Genomic DNA, 16743 nt, shown 5'->3' on the forward strand with positions numbered 1-16743 from the left:
TTAAAAAATGAATCGTGATATTGGCAATATGTATGAAAAGCAACGGTTTACAACTCTTGATATTGAGCAATTTCTTAACACAAATGAATACCAGGTAATTGATGATTTTTCTTATGCCGAAATAGAAGGTATTGCCAAGGTCTGTGGTTATCAAATTGTATTTTTTTATCTTTCAGACAATATCGCGGTATTATCGATTGATGATGTTGTAGGGAATCCTTTTTTAGTTGATAAAGCCAATCAAATTTTAAGTTACCTTGACTTTGAGTTTAAAATTGGTCACCCATTTGAATTAACAGAACAATTTAATCATAATTACATATTTAAATATTCTATTTATGAAGATGAAATGAATTATTACTATGACTTTCAAGGAATGTTGTTAGTTTTAGGCATCAATTGGCAAGGTGATTTAGTTTCATTTGAATTAGTTAAGGATGAAAGTATTATCAATAATCGTCTAGAGATTTTTGCTACTTAAAAGGATTTTAATTTCTTTAAATCTAAGCACCATTTTGTTAACAGGTATCATTGATATCGAGTTTAATAGTATGTGGCAAAAAGATTTGCATATTCTTTTTATTAATAATTAATTTTCTTCAAATATTATTTACCTTATTTTGTATATTGCTATATTGATTAAATTATCTAATAAAAACATGGAACTAATCACTGAACTATAAAAATGGATTAACTAATTACCATGGTTTTAATTTTGCAACCTATTATTTTATCTGCACTACTTCAAGTTGATTGATATAGAGACTAATTTTATCTAGTAGCCCTAAACCATCTGATTCGGCAACATTGGTACCAGTTGCTGATGCTTTTTTCATGGCTAGTTCATAGTTGCTTTGAGTAGGAAACCATTCGCTAAGAAATGCGGCCAGTGATGCATCTCCTGTACAAGCTGAACTTAATTGTTTTATGGATACTGAATTACAGAACCAAATATTCTTGCATTTGAAAAATAAAGTCCTTTTGAGCCCATCGTTAATAATATATTTTGTGCGCCTTTCGAATTTATATACTCTAAGGTTATAATAATTCGTTTAGTTATTTCAATGGTTAAACCAAAAATCTCTGTCAATTCATCATTATTAGGTTTGATAAGTAGAGGTTTATATGTTAATAAATCTTGTAATATAGGATGACTAATATCTAGAATTATTTCGATATTTTTACTTTGGCAAATTTTTAAAATGGATTGAAAATATTCTGGTTTGATATTTTGTGGTAAACTTTTACTAATAACTAACTAGCTATCATTATTGAGAGACTCAATAATAGTTAGCATTTCGGTTTTTTTGTGGTCGGGAACGAAAGGTCCTTTTTCTACCAATTTGTATTCATCTTTCCCATTGCTAATGAAAACATTAATTTGAGTAATATCATCAATTAAGCAAGGGATAGTTTGTATTTGCATCTTGGCTAATTCATCGAGAATATACTTCCCCGAAAATCCCCCAAAAAAACCTAATGCACAACTCGTTTTATTAAATTTATGCAATACAATTAAAACATTGATTGCTTTACCATTTAGGACTATATTCAGTATATGATGTTCGGTTTACTGAATTAGGTTTTAGGTCGTTGCAATAAATATTCATATCAATTGCAGTATTCAGCGTTAAAGCATATATCATTTAACGCTCTATAATTTACCTGCACATCCACAAGTTGTAATGATCTTTTTAACAATTTCTTTCATTGCCGCTTTAGCAGGTTTCATATAGTGCCGAGGATCATTAGCATCTGGATTTTCAATAAAGTATTGTTTTAGGGCATCAGAAAAAGCAATTTTTAATTCTGTTGCAACATTAACTTTACAAATACCACGTTTTATACATTCACGAACATCTTTATCAGGAACGCCTGAAGCGCCATGTAAAACTAATGGAATATCTACTACTGAACGAATTTCTGATAAACGTTCAAAATCAAGTTTTGGTTCTGATTTATACATTCCATGTGCTGTACCTATCGCAATAGCTAACGAGTCTATGTTTGTTTTCTTAACAAATTCTATAGCTTGTTGTGGATTTGTATATAATGCATCTTTAGCATCGACAACAAGATCATCTTCGACACCACCAAGGCGACCGAGTTCAGCTTCAACACTTACATCATATCGGTGAGCATAATCAACAACCCGTTTTACAAGGGCAATATTTTCATCGAAAGGAAAGTGTGAACCATCAATCATTACCGATCTAACACCGGCATTTATTTTGTTAGTTATATCATTGAATTCTTCATGGTGATCTAAGTGTACAGCTAATGGAACATTATGTTTTCTTGATAATTCATTAGCAATAGCAATGATATTTTCAGTTCCTGCATAACTATATGTTCCTGGCGTACCAGCTAAAATGACCGGAGATTGACATTCAGCCACTGTTTCAACAATTACTTGCATTGTTTCTAAATTATGGATATTGAAGGCGGGAATAGCATACTGCTCTTTTTGGGCTTTTTTTAACATATTATGACTTGAGATAATACTCATTTTACTGCTCCTTAACTATAGTGAACCTCATAATCTTTAGTTTCTTTCAAATTGGAATTATTTTTTGTTAATTATGATTGCAAAATGAAAGTTATACTAGTGTAAATATTGTGAGATGGATCACAAATACTGACTTTTATCTCTGAATAAGAAATGTAATTGAGTATTTTTTTTGTCAAATATTTTCGATTAACCTAGAATAGAGAATAACTCTTCATATATATGAAAATTATATAGTTACAGTTTTAAACGGTTATGGTTTGTTGTAGATCATTTATATGATGAGGTTTATGAGTCTTGTACGAAGTATTTACCATTAACATAGGAAGTGAAAATTGGCTAAAGCATCTTCAGCTCTATTGAAACGTCGATTGGATATCGCAAAAATTGTACGCCAAAATGGTGAAGTAAAAGTTGATGAGTTGTCTGATCAGTTAAAGGTTTCTCATGTTACTATCCGACAAGATTTAACTTACCTTGAACAACAAGGATATTTAAAACGTTCATTTGGTGGCGCTATTTATATTTCTCCTGAGGGGCAAGTTCACAATTCTGTTGCATTAAATTCAAGTCAAACTAAGGGCAATTCTGATATTGATTTAGCAAAAGCGTGTTTAAGTTATATTAATGATGGTGATACTATTTTTTTAGGACATGGTTTTTTAACTCGGAAACTAATTCCTTTTTTACATAAAAAAAAATCATTACGTATCATTATGAATGATATAAGAAATGCACAATTAGTACGTGAATTTTCCGATGCAGAAGTCATTTTAATTGGTGGCGTTTTATGTGAAGGAAATATTATAAAAAGCTGTAATGAATTGATTAGCATTGGCAATAAGTATGCCATTTCTCATTTCATTATCGAATTAGCAGCCATAGATGGAGATAATTCTCTGATTATTGAAAATTGTGAACAAAAAGAAATATATCAACAAATCTTAAAATATTCTAAACATACTATTGGCCTTTTATTAGAAAGATCTTTACTTGCTGATAATCATAGTATTGGTAAATTAAAACATATAGATGTCACAATATTATCTAAAGCAGCGGTGACTGAGTATCATCACCAATTGTTAAATTCTAATTTTAAACAAATTGCGATTAATAAATATTGTATGACTTATCATAATCTATTGGGGACATAACTAATATGGAATTTAAAATTTGTACTGTAGGTGAATTGCTGGTTGAATTTTTGGCAAAGGAAAATAATCAACGCTTTGATCAAACAGGTGAATTTATTGGTCCTTATCCAAGTGGTGCTCCAGCAATATTTGCTGATCAAGTCGCTAAATTAGGTTTTCCTGTCATTTTATTTAGCTGTGTGGGAAAAGATAGTTTTGGAAAAATGTGCATTAATCGGCTTAAAAAAGATGGGGTGATTATTGACGGTATTACTTCACATAGTATGGCTAATACTGGTAGTGCATTTGTTAGTTATCAAGACCATAGTGACAGAGATTTTATTTTTAATATTCCTAATAGTGCATGTGGTTTACTATCATTTAATCATATTGATGAAAAATTGTTAAAAGATTGTAATCATTTGCATGTTATGGGGTCTTCGTTGTACTCTTTTCGAGCTATTGATGCGATGAGAAAAGCCTTGGATCTCATTAAAAATAAAGGTGGAACAATTTCGTTTGATCCTAATTTACGCAAAGAGATGTTTAACATTCAAGAAATGGAACAATCTTTTGGTTATATTATGGAGTATACCGATATTTTCTTACCTAGCGAAAATGAGGTTTGTTATTTTGCTCAGAATGATGAAAGTGAACAACAAACTATGTCAAATTTGCTAAACAATGGTATTAAGCATATTGTTGTAAAAGGTGGTGCTAAAGGAGCCAATTATTATGGTTTAGATGAACAAAAATGCTTAAAAATGATTCATGTAGATGGTTTTAATGTCGATTCAGTCGATCCAACTGGCGCTGGAGATTGTTTTGGTGCGACATTTGTGAGTTTATTATTAGCAGGGTACACTGTTGAAACCGCACTACAATTTGCTAACGTGAGCGGTGCATTGGCTGTATCAAAACAAGGGCCGATGGAAGGAACGTCTTCACTTACCGAAATCCAACAGTTTTTATCACAACATACAACTATTTAATTTGGTAACGAAAACTTAATTTTCCTTATTACAAAAAAATCCCAATAACATTGTTATTGGGAAAACATAAGGAATAGGAAAAACAATGAAATAAATGCATTGTAGAAGTTAGTATGCTCTTTTTCTGAAAAAATGTAAGTAAAGAAATTTATATATTTGTTTAAATATTTAGTATCTTTTTTGTTAATATATAGTAAATAAAATTGTTGTCTTATTTTAATTAATTTTGTTATAAGAAAATTTCTAGCAATGAATTTAAGAATAACTTGCCGTGATCTGTTATTTGCCAAGTTTTGTCATCTTCAACTAAATAATTTTTTTCTATAGCAAGAGAAATCGGTTGATCAATAGATTGCATAGGTAAAAATGTTCTTTGCTCAAACTCGATTTTAGGTGTTGGTTCAAATAGTCTGAATCTATTCATAAAAAATTCAAAGGCTAATTCATCTTTAGCTACAGTATAAGAGCGCTCTAAATAACGTCCTTGCATATATCCTTGTGGATGTTTTGTTTTCACCGTACGAATAATGGTACCGTCATTTTGTGTTAGTTTGCCATGAGCACCACAACCAATACCGATATAATCGCCGAATCGCCAATAATTTAGATTATGTTGGCATTGATAATTTGGTTTTGCATAAGCCGATGTTTCATATTGCTGATATCCATGGTTAGTTAGCAATTGGTGTCCTTGTTGATAAATATCCCAGAGCATATCATCATCAGGTAAAACAGGAGGTTTAGAACCAAACAAGGTATTCGGTTCAATTGTTAGTTGATACCAAGATAGATGTGGTGGAGCGATTGCAATTGCCTGTTTAAGATCATGCAATGCATCCTGAATTGTTTGATTTGGCAAGCCATGCATTAAGTCTAAATTAAAGCTTTTTAAATTTAAATCATGGGCTAACTTTCCTGCATCTATCGCTTCTTGTGGATTATGAACTCGTCCTAATTTCTGAAGTTTATCTGATTGAAAGCTTTGTACTCCAATCGATATACGGTTGATACCTGCTTGCTGATATCCTTTGAATCTTTCAACATCAACGGAATTAGGATTTGCTTCAATAGTAATTTCTGCATCATGATTAATTGGTATTATTTTGTTTATATTTGCCAATAAGTTATTAATTAATTCTGCAGAAAACAGGCTTGGGGTTCCACCACCTATGAAAATTGAATGAATGGAACGATCATGAGTAAGCAATACATCTTGTTTTAAATCATTAATTAAATGATCAATATATGCAGAGTAATCCGGCGCACTCTTCATTTTGTGTGAATTAAAATCGCAATATGGACATTTTTGCACACACCATGGCATATGTATATATAAACTCAGTGGAATTTTATACTGAAACATATGCCTTTCCTCAAATTTTTTACAAAGCGTGAGTAACTGATAAGAAATAGCTGGCTATATTACTCCAATTTAGTAAAAAAAGCTTTTATTGTCTGTATTCCGTTTTTATAATTCGAGTAATATGCGTACAATTAGATATAGATTATAGGCAGTATTCGCCAAGCAAATTAAATAGTTAGGAGTAAATATGAGTATTATTAAGCAGATTTTAGATAGTTATGCTACCGGTTCGTCATTGAGTTTATCAGTCCATCAAAATATATTTGGTGAATTACCTGTCCTAGTGATTAAACATCCTACATGTTCAGCAGCAGTATCGTTACAAGGTGCTCATTTACTATTTTGGCAACCTTCAACAGAAACTACACCGGTTATTTGGTTGAGTCAAAAAGCGAATTTTAAAAAAGAAATGGCAATTAGAGGTGGAGTGCCAATTTGTTGGCCATGGTTTGGTAAATTGGGTGATCCAATGCATGGTTTTGCTCGTTTAGTTGAATGGCAATTAGATTCTTGTAAAGAAGACAATAATGGTGTGGATTTAACTTTATCATTAACTAATAACCAACAGACAGAACGTTTTTTCACAAAACCTTTTAAGGCATGGTTAACCATCCATGTGGGACAAACTTGTGAAGTGACATTATCTTGCCAAGGAGATTTTGAAGCAACAAGTGCATTACATACTTATTTTGGTATTAATAATATTGATAATGTTACTGTTAAAGGTTTAGGGGATTCTTATCAAGATCGCTTACCAGTTGAAAATAAACCGGCTATTCTAGGACAACTAACCTTTAATCAAGAAGTCGATCGTGTTTATACTGATGCTGATGAATCAATCACCGTCTTTGATGGTAAGCGAACCATTAAATTAACTAATGTTAATGCAAGTGATGTCGTTACTTGGAATCCATGGATAGATAAAGCTAAAGCAATGGCTGATTTTGCTGATCAAGAATACCAATCTATGGTATGTGTTGAGACTTGTCGTATTAATAAACCATTAAAATTAGCGGCAACACAAAAATCAGTATATGGGTTTAAGATTGAAGTGATTTAACCATTATCTTTTGATTATTATAAATGCAATCAATATGTGATTTTATCTTTATAGGATTGATTATTTGATTGCGTTTACTAGCATAACACTTTATAATCCCTAGCGCTTTTTAAAGCACTAATTTTATAACCAACTACTGGGTCGCCTGTAATTGGTTTTTATTTTGAATAAATAAGAGAAATCAATATGTTTACATTTAAAGCTGAAGTAAGAAAAGAGCATGGTAAGGGTGCGAGCCGCCGCCTGCGTCACGCTGGTCAGTTCCCAGCTATTGTTTATGGTGGAACAGAACCTGCAGTTTCTATCGTGTTAGATCACAACCAAGTGTTCAATATGCAAGAAAAACCAGAATTTTATTCTGAAGTATTAACTATTGAAATTGATGGTAAAGCAGTTAAAGTTAAAGTACAAGCAGTACAACGTCATCCATTTAAGCCAAAATTAGTTCATATGGATTTTGTACGCGCATAATTACTTATTTGTTGAATTATTATTCAACACATCTTTAGATAAAAGGTCACCAATTTGGTGGCCTTTTATTTTTTTATTTGAGTCTAAAAAAGACAAGTATCTATTATTATGATTTATTCTATTAACTTGATGTATACTGGTAGTCAAACATAATAAAATAAATTGTAGATGACACCATTTTAGGAGAAATTCATGTCTGATATCCCAGCTTGCGATTTAGTTATTTTTGGCGCTAAAGGGGATTTAACGAGGCGTAAACTTTTACCGTCTCTATATCAATTAGAAAAATATGGAAAGTTACCAAAACAGACAAAAATTCTAGGTGTAGGCCGTGCTGATTGGGATCAAAAGGCTTATGCTGAAGTAGCTAAAGATGCGTTGATCTCATTTATGTCCGAGCCTTTAGATGAAACTGTTTGGCAACGACTTAGTCAGCGTCTAAACTTTCATAAATTAGATGTTAATGATATATCAGGCTTTGATTCTTTAAAAAATAAACTTGAAAAATCGCATCCTGCTATTTTTTATTTTGCTATGCATCCGAATGCATTTGGGACTATCTGCCAAGGCTTAGCAGCTGCAGGTATGAACCAATCTCAAAATCGAATTGTCATGGAAAAGCCATTAGGTTTTGATCTACAATCATCGAAAGAGATTAATGATTCAGTTGCAAAATTTTTTAGTGAGTCACAAGTTTATCGTATTGACCACTATTTAGGTAAAGAGTCAGTTTTAAATTTACTTGCATTACGCTTTGCTAACCCAGTGTTTGCTGCATTTTGGGATAGAAATTCAATCGATCATGTTGAAATAACTGTTGCCGAACAAGTTGGAATTGAGGGGCGCTGGGGCTATTTTGATAAAGCTGGACAAATGCGCGATATGGTGCAGAATCATTTATTGCAAATTCTTACTATGATTGCCATGTCTCCTCCAGCAAATCTTGACGATAATAGTTTGCGTAGAGAAAAGATTGCTGTACTTAATGCATTACGTCCAATTAATAAAACTAATATTCGTGAAAAAGTAGTTAGAGGACAATATACTGCCGGATTTGTTAATGGTATCAATGTCCCCGGTTATTTAGAAGAAGATGGCGCAAATAAGCAAAGTAATACTGAAACATTTGTTGCTATTCGTGTAGATATAGACAATTGGCGTTGGGCTGGGGTTCCTTTCTATTTAAGGACAGGTAAACGCTTACCGAGTAAATGTTCTGAAGTAGTCGTTTATTTTAAATCTTTGCCTCTTAATTTATTTAGCGAGTCTTATTCAGAATTACCACAAAATAAACTAACCATCCGTTTACAACCAGATGAAGGTATGGACATTGAAATTTTAAATAAAGTACCTGGATTAGATAGTACTCATAATTTACAAACCACTAAACTCGACTTAAGTTTTAGAGAAACATTTCATCAACATAGTGCTGATGCTTATGAGCGTTTACTATTAGAAGTGATGCGTGGCAGACAAGCTTTATTTGTTCACCGTGATGAGGTTGAAGCAGCATGGAAATGGGTTGATTCAATTATTAGTGCTTGGAATGTAGATAATGAATCACCAAAAAACTATCCTGCAGGTACTTGGGGACCTGTCGCTTCAGTGGCTTTGATCACCAAAGATGGTCATTCATGGCATGAATTTGAATAGAGGAATTACGAAAATGTTTACATTAAATAAATACTCAAACAGTCAACTATTGATTGAAGATTTAGCCTCCCATATTGTTAAAGAACTAAAAAAGGCTATTGAGAAAAAAGGACATGCTTCTATTGCCGTGTCTGGTGGAAAAACACCTATACCACTATTTAAATTATTAAGCCAACAAGATTTAGATTGGCATAAGGTTTTTATTACATTAGTTGATGATCGATGGGTAGCTGATACTGATGATGCGAGTAATGAGAAGTTAGTATTAACTTATTTACTACAAAATAAGGCTAAATTAGCTAATTTTGTCGGCTTGAAAAATAGTTGTGATAATCCATTCGACGGCGCAGAAATTACCGATAAAATATTAAATAAAATTCCGATGCCATTTGATGTGTTAATTTTGGGAATGGGTGAAGATGGACATACTGCCTCGCTTTTTCCTGGTACAGCTAATTTAATGGCGGGATTAGATATGAAATCCGGTCGCAAAGTTATCGGTATGACACCATTAACCGCTCCACTTGATCGTATTACCTTAACATTACCTACTATTTTAGATAGTGAAAATATCTATTTACATTTAGTCGGTGAAAGTAAGATGCAAGTGCTTGAGCAAGCAGAACAAGGCGATGATATTAATCAAATGCCTATTCGTGCAGTCTTGCAGCAGAATAGGGTCAATGTTATTGGTTTTTGGACCGCTTCTTAACACCAACCTTACTAGTTTTGACTGGTAAGGTTCTAATTGACAGTCAGGTACTAAAACCTGTTGTTACCTAAAATTATTGGTTCTTTATATCTATAATATATTGATAAATATAACTTTTTATTATAAATTATCAATTTAGTATTAAAAACTATATCTATAATTCCTTTTAATATTTTTTGCTACTTTATTTCAGTTGTTAGTATTTACTAACAGTTATAAACATTTTTTACATTGGCAGAAATAAATTAATTAAACATCTATTATTTTATTAACTTTTGTGGTAAAAAGTGGGGTAAAGTGGTAAAAAATAGGATTGCAATTAACATATTGATTTTTTTATAGTTTAAAAATAATAAAAATTGTTAATTATGGTGCTTTCATGTTTAGTGGTGCAATTTCAGTCAGTTTAGATAGTAAAGGGCGAATAGCAATTCCTACTCGCTATCGTGATTTTTTGTCTGACGGCTTAGTTTGTACCATTGGTTTATATCATCCTTGTTTAACACTTTATTCAATGTCTGAATGGCAAAAAATTGAATTACAACTATCAACATTGTCAACTATTGTTGAAGTAGAAAGAAGAATTAAAAGGCTACTATTAGGTTATGCAACGGAATGTAATTTAGATAATGCTGGACGTATTTTACTACCACCAACTTTACGTACTTATGCAAAACTAGAAAAACATACTATGTTTGTCGGCCAATCCAATAAATTTGAGATTTGGGATGAAGGAATATGGTATCAACAAATTAGTGATGATATTGCTGCGTTACCAACAGATATTGAAAACTTATCAGATAATTTAAAAAATCTAACAATTTAATAAGAGTAAATAACAATGGATTATCAACATAAAACAGTTTTGTTAAATGAAGCTGTAACGGCATTGAATTTAAAAAAAAACGGTATTTATGTTGATGGGACTTTTGGTCGTGGCGGTCATTCTCGTTTGATCCTCGAACAATTAGGGGATAAAGGGAAATTAATTGCAATTGACCGTGATGAGCGAGCTGAACAAGCAGCAGCTAAGATAAATGATCCTAGATTTACTTTTATTCGTGGTGAGTTTTCTAATGTTTATCAATATATTAATGAATTAGGGTTGTTAGGCAGCGTTGATGGTTTTTTGTTAGATTTAGGTGTGTCATCACCTCAATTAGATGATCCAGAAAGAGGATTTTCGTTTATGAGAGATGGACCACTTGATATGCGAATGAATAATCATAAAGGTGTAACTGCAAGTGAGTGGTTACTAAATAGTGATGAAAATGATATTGCATGGGTATTAAAAACTTTTGGTGAGGAAAAATTTGCTAAACGTATCGCACGTGCAATTGTTGAGCAAAATAAGGTGGCACCAATCACTCGAACTTTAGAGTTAGCGAGTTTAATTGAAAAAGCGACCCCGAAGAAAGATAAAAATAAACATCCTGCAACACGATCATTTCAAGCTATTAGGATTTACATAAATAGTGAACTAGAGGAAGTTGAACAAGCATTAAATAGCAGTTTATCGATATTGGCTAATCAAGGCAGACTGGCTGTGATTAGTTTTCATTCCTTAGAAGACAGAATTGTAAAACAATTTATTAATAAACAGAGTAAAGGCCCAGATTTACCTGCAGGGTTACCATTAACAGAACAACAAATTAAACAATATGGTAATGCTAAACTAAAATCACTTGGCAAAATTAAGCCGAGTAATGATGAAATATATGGTAACCCGCGTTCACGTAGCGCAATATTAAGGGTAGCAGAAAGGAAAAATGAATAGTAATCAAAACAATGAAATTTACAATAGAACTGATGTAGAAATACACAATCAAAAAAGACCAAGCAAAAGTTTATTTGGATTAATCCTTAATGATTTGCTTGGCCATCAAAAAATTTCATTATTGTTATTGTTACTTATTATTATTTCTGCTGGTGCTGTATTAATAACTACTCAGCAGGTACGTAAACAATTATTTGAACGTGAACAATTATTGCTTGAACAAGATGTATTAGAAAGTGAATGGCGTAATTTAGTTATTGAAGAAAATGTTCTTGCAGATCCCAAACGGGTTGAAGAAAAAGCTAAAAATCAATTAGGAATGTCTTATGTGACACCACAAAATGAAACCGTTATTGTGATAAAGAGTAAATAATGAAGTTTGCCAATAAAAATAAAAAAGATAACGTAAGACTTAATACGAAATCGAATAAAGGAAATAAATTAAACAGTAAAAAACAAGTTTTTACGCTTAATAGATTCTACCTTGTATATGGCTTTATTATTTTAGCAATTATTGGTTTGTTGGTGAGATTGGCTGTTTTACAAATAATAGAACCCGATAAACTTATTGCTGAAGCCAATAAACGTTCAATTCGTCATCAAGAAATGAGTGCGCCGAGAGCTATGATTACTGATCGTAATGGAAGAGCTTTGGCCGTTAGCGTTCCAATGTATGATGTTTGGGCTGATCCGAAAATAGTTGTGCAAAAAGGTGGTGTTGATGCCAATGATATTCGTTGGCAAGGATTAGCGAAAACGTTAAATATTCCAATATCGACATTAGAACAAAAATTGAGTAATCCATCGATGCGTTTTGTTTATTTATCTAAACAAATTACACCAACCATATCGGATTATTTAAAAAAATTAAAATTACCTGGAATATCGTTTGCTAAGACTTCAAAACGTTATTACCCTGCAGCAGAAAATATTGCCCAATTAATTGGCTTAACTGATATCGATGAGAACGGTACTGAAAAAGGTTCTGAAGGTATTGAAAAAAGTTTTAATAAATGGCTTATTGGAGAATCGGGACAACGTATAGTTAGACGAGATAGAGTTGGTCGTGTTATTGAGGAGCTCGAAAGAACAGAAAGTGAAATTGCCTCTGATTTAACGTTAAGCATTGATGAGCGTTTACAGTCGCTAGTTTATAGCGAGCTTAGCCAAGCAGTAGCATTTAATAAAGCTGATAGTGGTACAGCTGTTTTGATCGATGTTCATTCTGGTGAGATTTTAGCGATGGCAACCAGTCCATCCTATAATCCAAATAATCGAACTTCAATTGATTATAATTTGTTACGAAATCGGGCCATAACAGATGCATTCGAACCGGGTTCAACAGTTAAACCTTTAGTTGTTATGGCTGCATTAGAAAAGAAAATAGCCGACTTGAACACTATCATAGATACTAGACCTTTTTTAGTTAACCGCTATGAAATAAAAGATGTCTCTTATCAAAAAGCACTAAATTTGGCTGGTATTTTGGAAAAATCAAGTAACGTAGGGGTAAGTAAATTAGCACTACAAATGCAATCAGGTGATCTGGTTGAGTTTTATAGTCGTTTTGGCTTAGGTCAACCAACAGAACTTGGTTTAGGTGGTGAAGTTAGTGGTTCTATTGCTGCCGATAGAACAAGAAAATGGGCTGATATAGAGCGTGCAACATTTTCTTTTGGTTATGGTTTAAGCGTTACTCCATTACAATTGGCGAGAGCTTATGCAACTATTGGTAGCTATGGTGTTTATCGACCAGTTTCAATATTGAAAGTGAACGAACCAGTAGAAGGTAAACGGGTTGTAAGCGAAAAAATAGCTAAAACTGTAGTGCAATTGATGGAAGCTGTAGCCGTAACCGGTGGCGGAACTAAAGCCTCAGTTCCTGGATATAGTGTCGGCGTTAAAACGGGTACAGCTAAAAAACTAGCTGGTGGTCGATATGTCAACCAGTATTTAGCTTATACCGCAGGTATTGCACCGGCAACAGGGCCAAAATATTCACTAGTTGTGGTAATTGATAATCCAAAAGCAGGGCAATATTATGGCGGCTCTGTTTCCGCACCTGTTTTTAGTCGAATTATGGGGGGCGTTCTTAGAACAATGAACGTTAAACCAGATCGCCAAGTAGATGGCCAAATGATCGTATATTAGTAGGTAACAAATAATGGCAACAAACACATTTAAAACGTTATATAAATTATTAGGTGGGAGTGATCTGGAAATAGATGATTTCTCACTTAATCATTTGATAATTGATAGTCGAAAAGTAAATAAAGATGATGTTTTTATTGCTATTAAAGGGTATACCGTTAATGGTCGGGATTTTATTCCGCAAGCTATCTCATCTGGTGCTGCTGTAGTTCTAATTGAAACAAATAGAAAATCAAATGATTTGAAAATTGATTATCTTAAACAAAAAAATAAGAAGGTTATTCCACAAATTAGTATATTTCAGCTTTCTCAAAAATTATCAAAAATTGCAAACGATTTTTATTTTTCACCATCTAAAAATTTATCGGTTATTGGTGTAACTGGAACTAATGGTAAAACAACGGTAACTCAGCTTATCGCACAATGTGTAACTTTATTAAATCAAAAAGCTGCGTTATTGGGTACGATAGGTAATGGTATTTATAACCAACTTGAACCTTCAGTAAATACGACTTTATCTGCTATTGAAGTTCAATCAGCTTTAGCCGAATTTGTTACGCAACAAGTTCAAGTTGTCGCCATGGAAATTTCGTCCCATGGTTTAGCGATGAATCGAGTAAAAGCACTAAATTGTGCGGCAACAGTGTTTACTAATTTAAGCCGTGATCATCTTGATTATCATAAAACCATGAATAAATATGCTAAAGCAAAATGGTCATTATTCAGCGGTGATGAACACGAAAAGCAAGTTGCTAGTTCAGGTAAATCAATTATTAATTATGATGATGAATACGGACGGCGTTGGATAGATAAATTATCAAGTGTTACGGTTGTGTCATGTCAGCCTAAATCATTGCGCCGTTTAAAAACATTAGATAAAACCTATGTTGGTGTATCAATGATTGAATATCATGATAAAGGGGCCAAAATTCATATGGAATCGAGTTGGGGTAATGCTATTATTCACAGCCGATTATTAGGCGAATTTAATGTATCAAATGTACTGTTAGCAATCGCAACCTTGTTGACTCTTGATTATCCATTTTTTGCTGTTGTTAATATGGCATCATATCTTAAGCCGATCTGTGGTCGTATGGAAGTGATACATATAAAAAATAGTCCAACAGTCATTATTGATTATGCACATACCCCAGATGCATTACAAAAAGCATTACAAGCAAGTCGTATTCATTGTAAAGGCCAATTATGGGTGATTTTTGGTTGTGGTGGCGATAGAGATACCGGTAAAAGACCTTTAATGGCCGAAGTCGCGGAACAATTTGCTGATAAAATTGTATTAACAAATGATAATCCACGTACTGAAGATGAGACTAAAATTATTCATGATATAGAGCAAGGTTTAAGCAATATTAAAAATATACAAGTTATTACTGATAGAGTTACAGCTATTCGAGAAACGCTTGCTCAGGCTAAACCTGATGATGTTATCTTAATCGCCGGAAAAGGACATGAAGATTACCAAATTATTGGTAAAACCAAGCATCATTATTCAGATCAAGAAACGGTAAAACAGATTTTAGGAGTAGAGAATCTATCATGATTCCTTTAGTTATTAAACAAATTGCAACAATCGTCAATGGTACATCTTATCATCTTCCAGATGAAGAATTGGCTATTAATGAAATTTGTACTGATTCACGAAAAATTACTGATCAATCACTATTTATTGCATTGGTCGGGGAAAAATTTGATGGTCATTTATTTGCTAAACAAGCTATTGACGATGGTGCTATTGCGGTAATTGTAAATCGTAAAATCGATGATGATATTCCTCAAATAGTGGTCAATGATACTTATATAGCATTAGGTCAACTAGCTGAATTTGTAAGAGATCAAAGTTCAGCAAAATTTGTTGCGTTAACTGGTTCATCGGGCAAAACCTCCGTCAAAGAAATGACTGCCAATATTTTACAACAATGTGGTGAGACTCTTTATACTCAAGGTAATTTTAATAATGATATAGGAGTGCCACTAACTTTACTACGATTAAAGAAGCAAGATCAATTTGCGGTTGTTGAGTTAGGTGCTAATCATATAGGTGAAATTGCTTATACTACACGCTTAGTTAAACCAAACAGTGCACTAATTAATAATATAGCTTTGGCGCATATTGAGGGATTTGGTTCTCTTGATGGTGTAGCAACAGCTAAAGGTGAAATTTTTGAAGGATTAGCTGATAACGGAATTGCAATTATTAATTTGGAAAGTTGTTCTGATAAATGGTTAGCAATGCTCAAAAATAAAACTGTCTGGACCTTTTCGATACATAATTCTGCTGCTGATTTTTATGCTAGTAATATTGAAATTATGGATCAGACTACTTTCACATTACATACACCAATTGGTGATAGTGAAATTACCTTACCATTAGTTGGTGAGCATAATATATCAAATGCCATAGCTTCGTCTGCTTTAGCAATATCTGTAGGAGCAACGTTAACACAGGTTAAAAAAGGTTTAGCTGCGTCAAAATCGGTAAAAGGACGATTGTATCCTGTTAGGTTAAATCAAACACAGTTAATTTGGGATGATTCTTATAATGCTAACGTAGGCTCAATGTCTGCTGCTATTCATGTTTTAGCAACACAGCCCGGATATAAAGTATTAGTCGTTGGTGATATGGCTGAATTGGGTAACGATGCAAGCATTTATCATCAACAAATCGGCGAGTTAGCTAAACAACAAAATATTGATTGTGTTGTTAGTGTCGGCCAGTTAAGTGAATTAATCAGTCAATTTAGTGGTGTTGGTCATCATTTTATTGATAAACAAAGTGCTGTAGATTATTTATTAAACTTACTACGTCTATATCCAACTTTAACTATGTTAGTCAAAGGATCACGTAGTGCAAAAATGGAAGATCTTATCGTGGAAATTCAAACAAAAATAGGTCGGGATTAA

At 32.9% G+C, this 16743-nt stretch carries 17 protein-coding genes; 13 read left to right on the plus strand and 4 right to left on the minus strand.

The genetic code is table 11. The features are described from left to right. Window positions 1-7: 7 nt before the first annotated feature. The gene (locus H3S74_RS04885; RefSeq protein ID WP_110447175.1) at window positions 8-481 is read left to right on the plus strand and encodes a hypothetical protein; all 474 of its coding nucleotides are present in this window, start codon (window positions 8-10) and stop codon (window positions 479-481) included. 444 nt (window positions 482-925) lie between these two features. On the opposite strand, the gene H3S74_RS12670 is transcribed toward H3S74_RS04885, so the two are convergent. From H3S74_RS12670 to H3S74_RS04900, 3 genes are all read right to left on the minus strand, one after another. After that, complete coding sequence (locus H3S74_RS12670) at window positions 926-1252, minus strand: PfkB family carbohydrate kinase (RefSeq protein WP_198247563.1); 327 nt, start codon at window positions 1250-1252, stop codon at window positions 926-928. A 6-nt stretch (window positions 1253-1258) separates the two neighbouring features. After that, entirely contained in the window at window positions 1259-1426 is a 168-nt protein-coding gene (locus H3S74_RS04895) for a hypothetical protein (RefSeq protein ID WP_198247378.1), read from the minus strand. 228 nt (window positions 1427-1654) lie between these two features. Further along, window positions 1655-2509, minus strand: coding sequence for a tagatose bisphosphate family class II aldolase (locus H3S74_RS04900; protein WP_110447176.1), 855 nt, complete (start codon window positions 2507-2509; stop codon window positions 1655-1657). Between the two features lie 335 nt (window positions 2510-2844). On the opposite strand from H3S74_RS04900, the gene H3S74_RS04905 reads away from it, so the two are divergent. Continuing rightward, window positions 2845-3663 (plus strand): DeoR/GlpR family DNA-binding transcription regulator, encoded by an 819-nt coding sequence (locus tag H3S74_RS04905; RefSeq protein ID WP_110447177.1) that lies wholly within the window; start codon window positions 2845-2847, stop codon window positions 3661-3663. 5 nt (window positions 3664-3668) lie between these two features. Beyond that, entirely contained in the window at window positions 3669-4634 is a 966-nt protein-coding gene (locus H3S74_RS04910) for a sugar kinase (RefSeq protein WP_110447178.1), read from the plus strand. Window positions 4635-4863: 229 nt separating this feature from the next. Here H3S74_RS04910 and hemW read toward each other — a convergent pair whose 3' ends face one another. Further along, a complete protein-coding gene (hemW, locus tag H3S74_RS04915; protein WP_198200872.1) occupies window positions 4864-5997 on the minus strand; it encodes a radical SAM family heme chaperone HemW in 1134 nt (377 codons plus the stop codon). Window positions 5998-6184: 187 nt separating this feature from the next. On the opposite strand from hemW, the gene H3S74_RS04920 reads away from it, so the two are divergent. From H3S74_RS04920 to murF, 10 genes are all read left to right on the plus strand, one after another. Beyond that, window positions 6185-7057, plus strand: a complete 873-nt coding sequence (locus tag H3S74_RS04920) for a D-hexose-6-phosphate mutarotase (RefSeq protein WP_198247379.1) — start codon at window positions 6185-6187, stop codon at window positions 7055-7057. Between the two features lie 186 nt (window positions 7058-7243). Next, window positions 7244-7528 (plus strand): 50S ribosomal protein L25, encoded by a 285-nt coding sequence (rplY, locus tag H3S74_RS04925; RefSeq protein WP_034901157.1) that lies wholly within the window; start codon window positions 7244-7246, stop codon window positions 7526-7528. A 192-nt stretch (window positions 7529-7720) separates the two neighbouring features. After that, window positions 7721-9181: a glucose-6-phosphate dehydrogenase gene (gene zwf / locus H3S74_RS04930; protein WP_198247380.1), complete on the plus strand. Its 1461-nt coding sequence runs from the start codon at window positions 7721-7723 to the stop codon at window positions 9179-9181. 13 nt (window positions 9182-9194) lie between these two features. Beyond that, window positions 9195-9893, plus strand: coding sequence for a 6-phosphogluconolactonase (gene pgl / locus H3S74_RS04935; RefSeq protein WP_198247381.1), 699 nt, complete (start codon window positions 9195-9197; stop codon window positions 9891-9893). A gap of 379 nt (window positions 9894-10272) precedes the next feature. Next, a complete protein-coding gene (mraZ, locus tag H3S74_RS04940) occupies window positions 10273-10719 on the plus strand; it encodes a division/cell wall cluster transcriptional repressor MraZ (RefSeq protein WP_198247382.1) in 447 nt (148 codons plus the stop codon). Window positions 10720-10734: 15 nt separating this feature from the next. After that, on the plus strand, window positions 10735-11670 hold the full coding sequence (rsmH, locus tag H3S74_RS04945) for a 16S rRNA (cytosine(1402)-N(4))-methyltransferase RsmH (RefSeq protein ID WP_110447184.1): 936 nt from the start codon (window positions 10735-10737) through the stop codon (window positions 11668-11670). Then, complete coding sequence (gene ftsL, locus H3S74_RS04950) at window positions 11663-12043, plus strand: cell division protein FtsL (RefSeq protein WP_110447185.1); 381 nt, start codon at window positions 11663-11665, stop codon at window positions 12041-12043. The genes rsmH and ftsL overlap by 8 nt, the downstream gene beginning before the upstream one ends. After that, entirely contained in the window at window positions 12043-13821 is a 1779-nt protein-coding gene (gene ftsI, locus H3S74_RS04955; protein ID WP_198220933.1) for a peptidoglycan glycosyltransferase FtsI, read from the plus strand. The genes ftsL and ftsI overlap by 1 nt, the downstream gene beginning before the upstream one ends. 13 nt (window positions 13822-13834) lie before the next feature. Then, entirely contained in the window at window positions 13835-15382 is a 1548-nt protein-coding gene (gene murE, locus H3S74_RS04960; RefSeq protein ID WP_198247383.1) for a UDP-N-acetylmuramoyl-L-alanyl-D-glutamate--2,6-diaminopimelate ligase, read from the plus strand. Continuing rightward, on the plus strand, window positions 15379-16743 hold the full coding sequence (gene murF, locus H3S74_RS04965) for a UDP-N-acetylmuramoyl-tripeptide--D-alanyl-D-alanine ligase (protein ID WP_198247384.1): 1365 nt from the start codon (window positions 15379-15381) through the stop codon (window positions 16741-16743). Before murE ends, murF begins: the two co-directional genes overlap by 4 nt.

This window comes from Gilliamella sp. W8126, assembly GCF_016102185.1.
GTDB classification, from domain to species: Bacteria; Pseudomonadota; Gammaproteobacteria; order Enterobacterales; family Orbaceae; genus Gilliamella; species Gilliamella apis_A.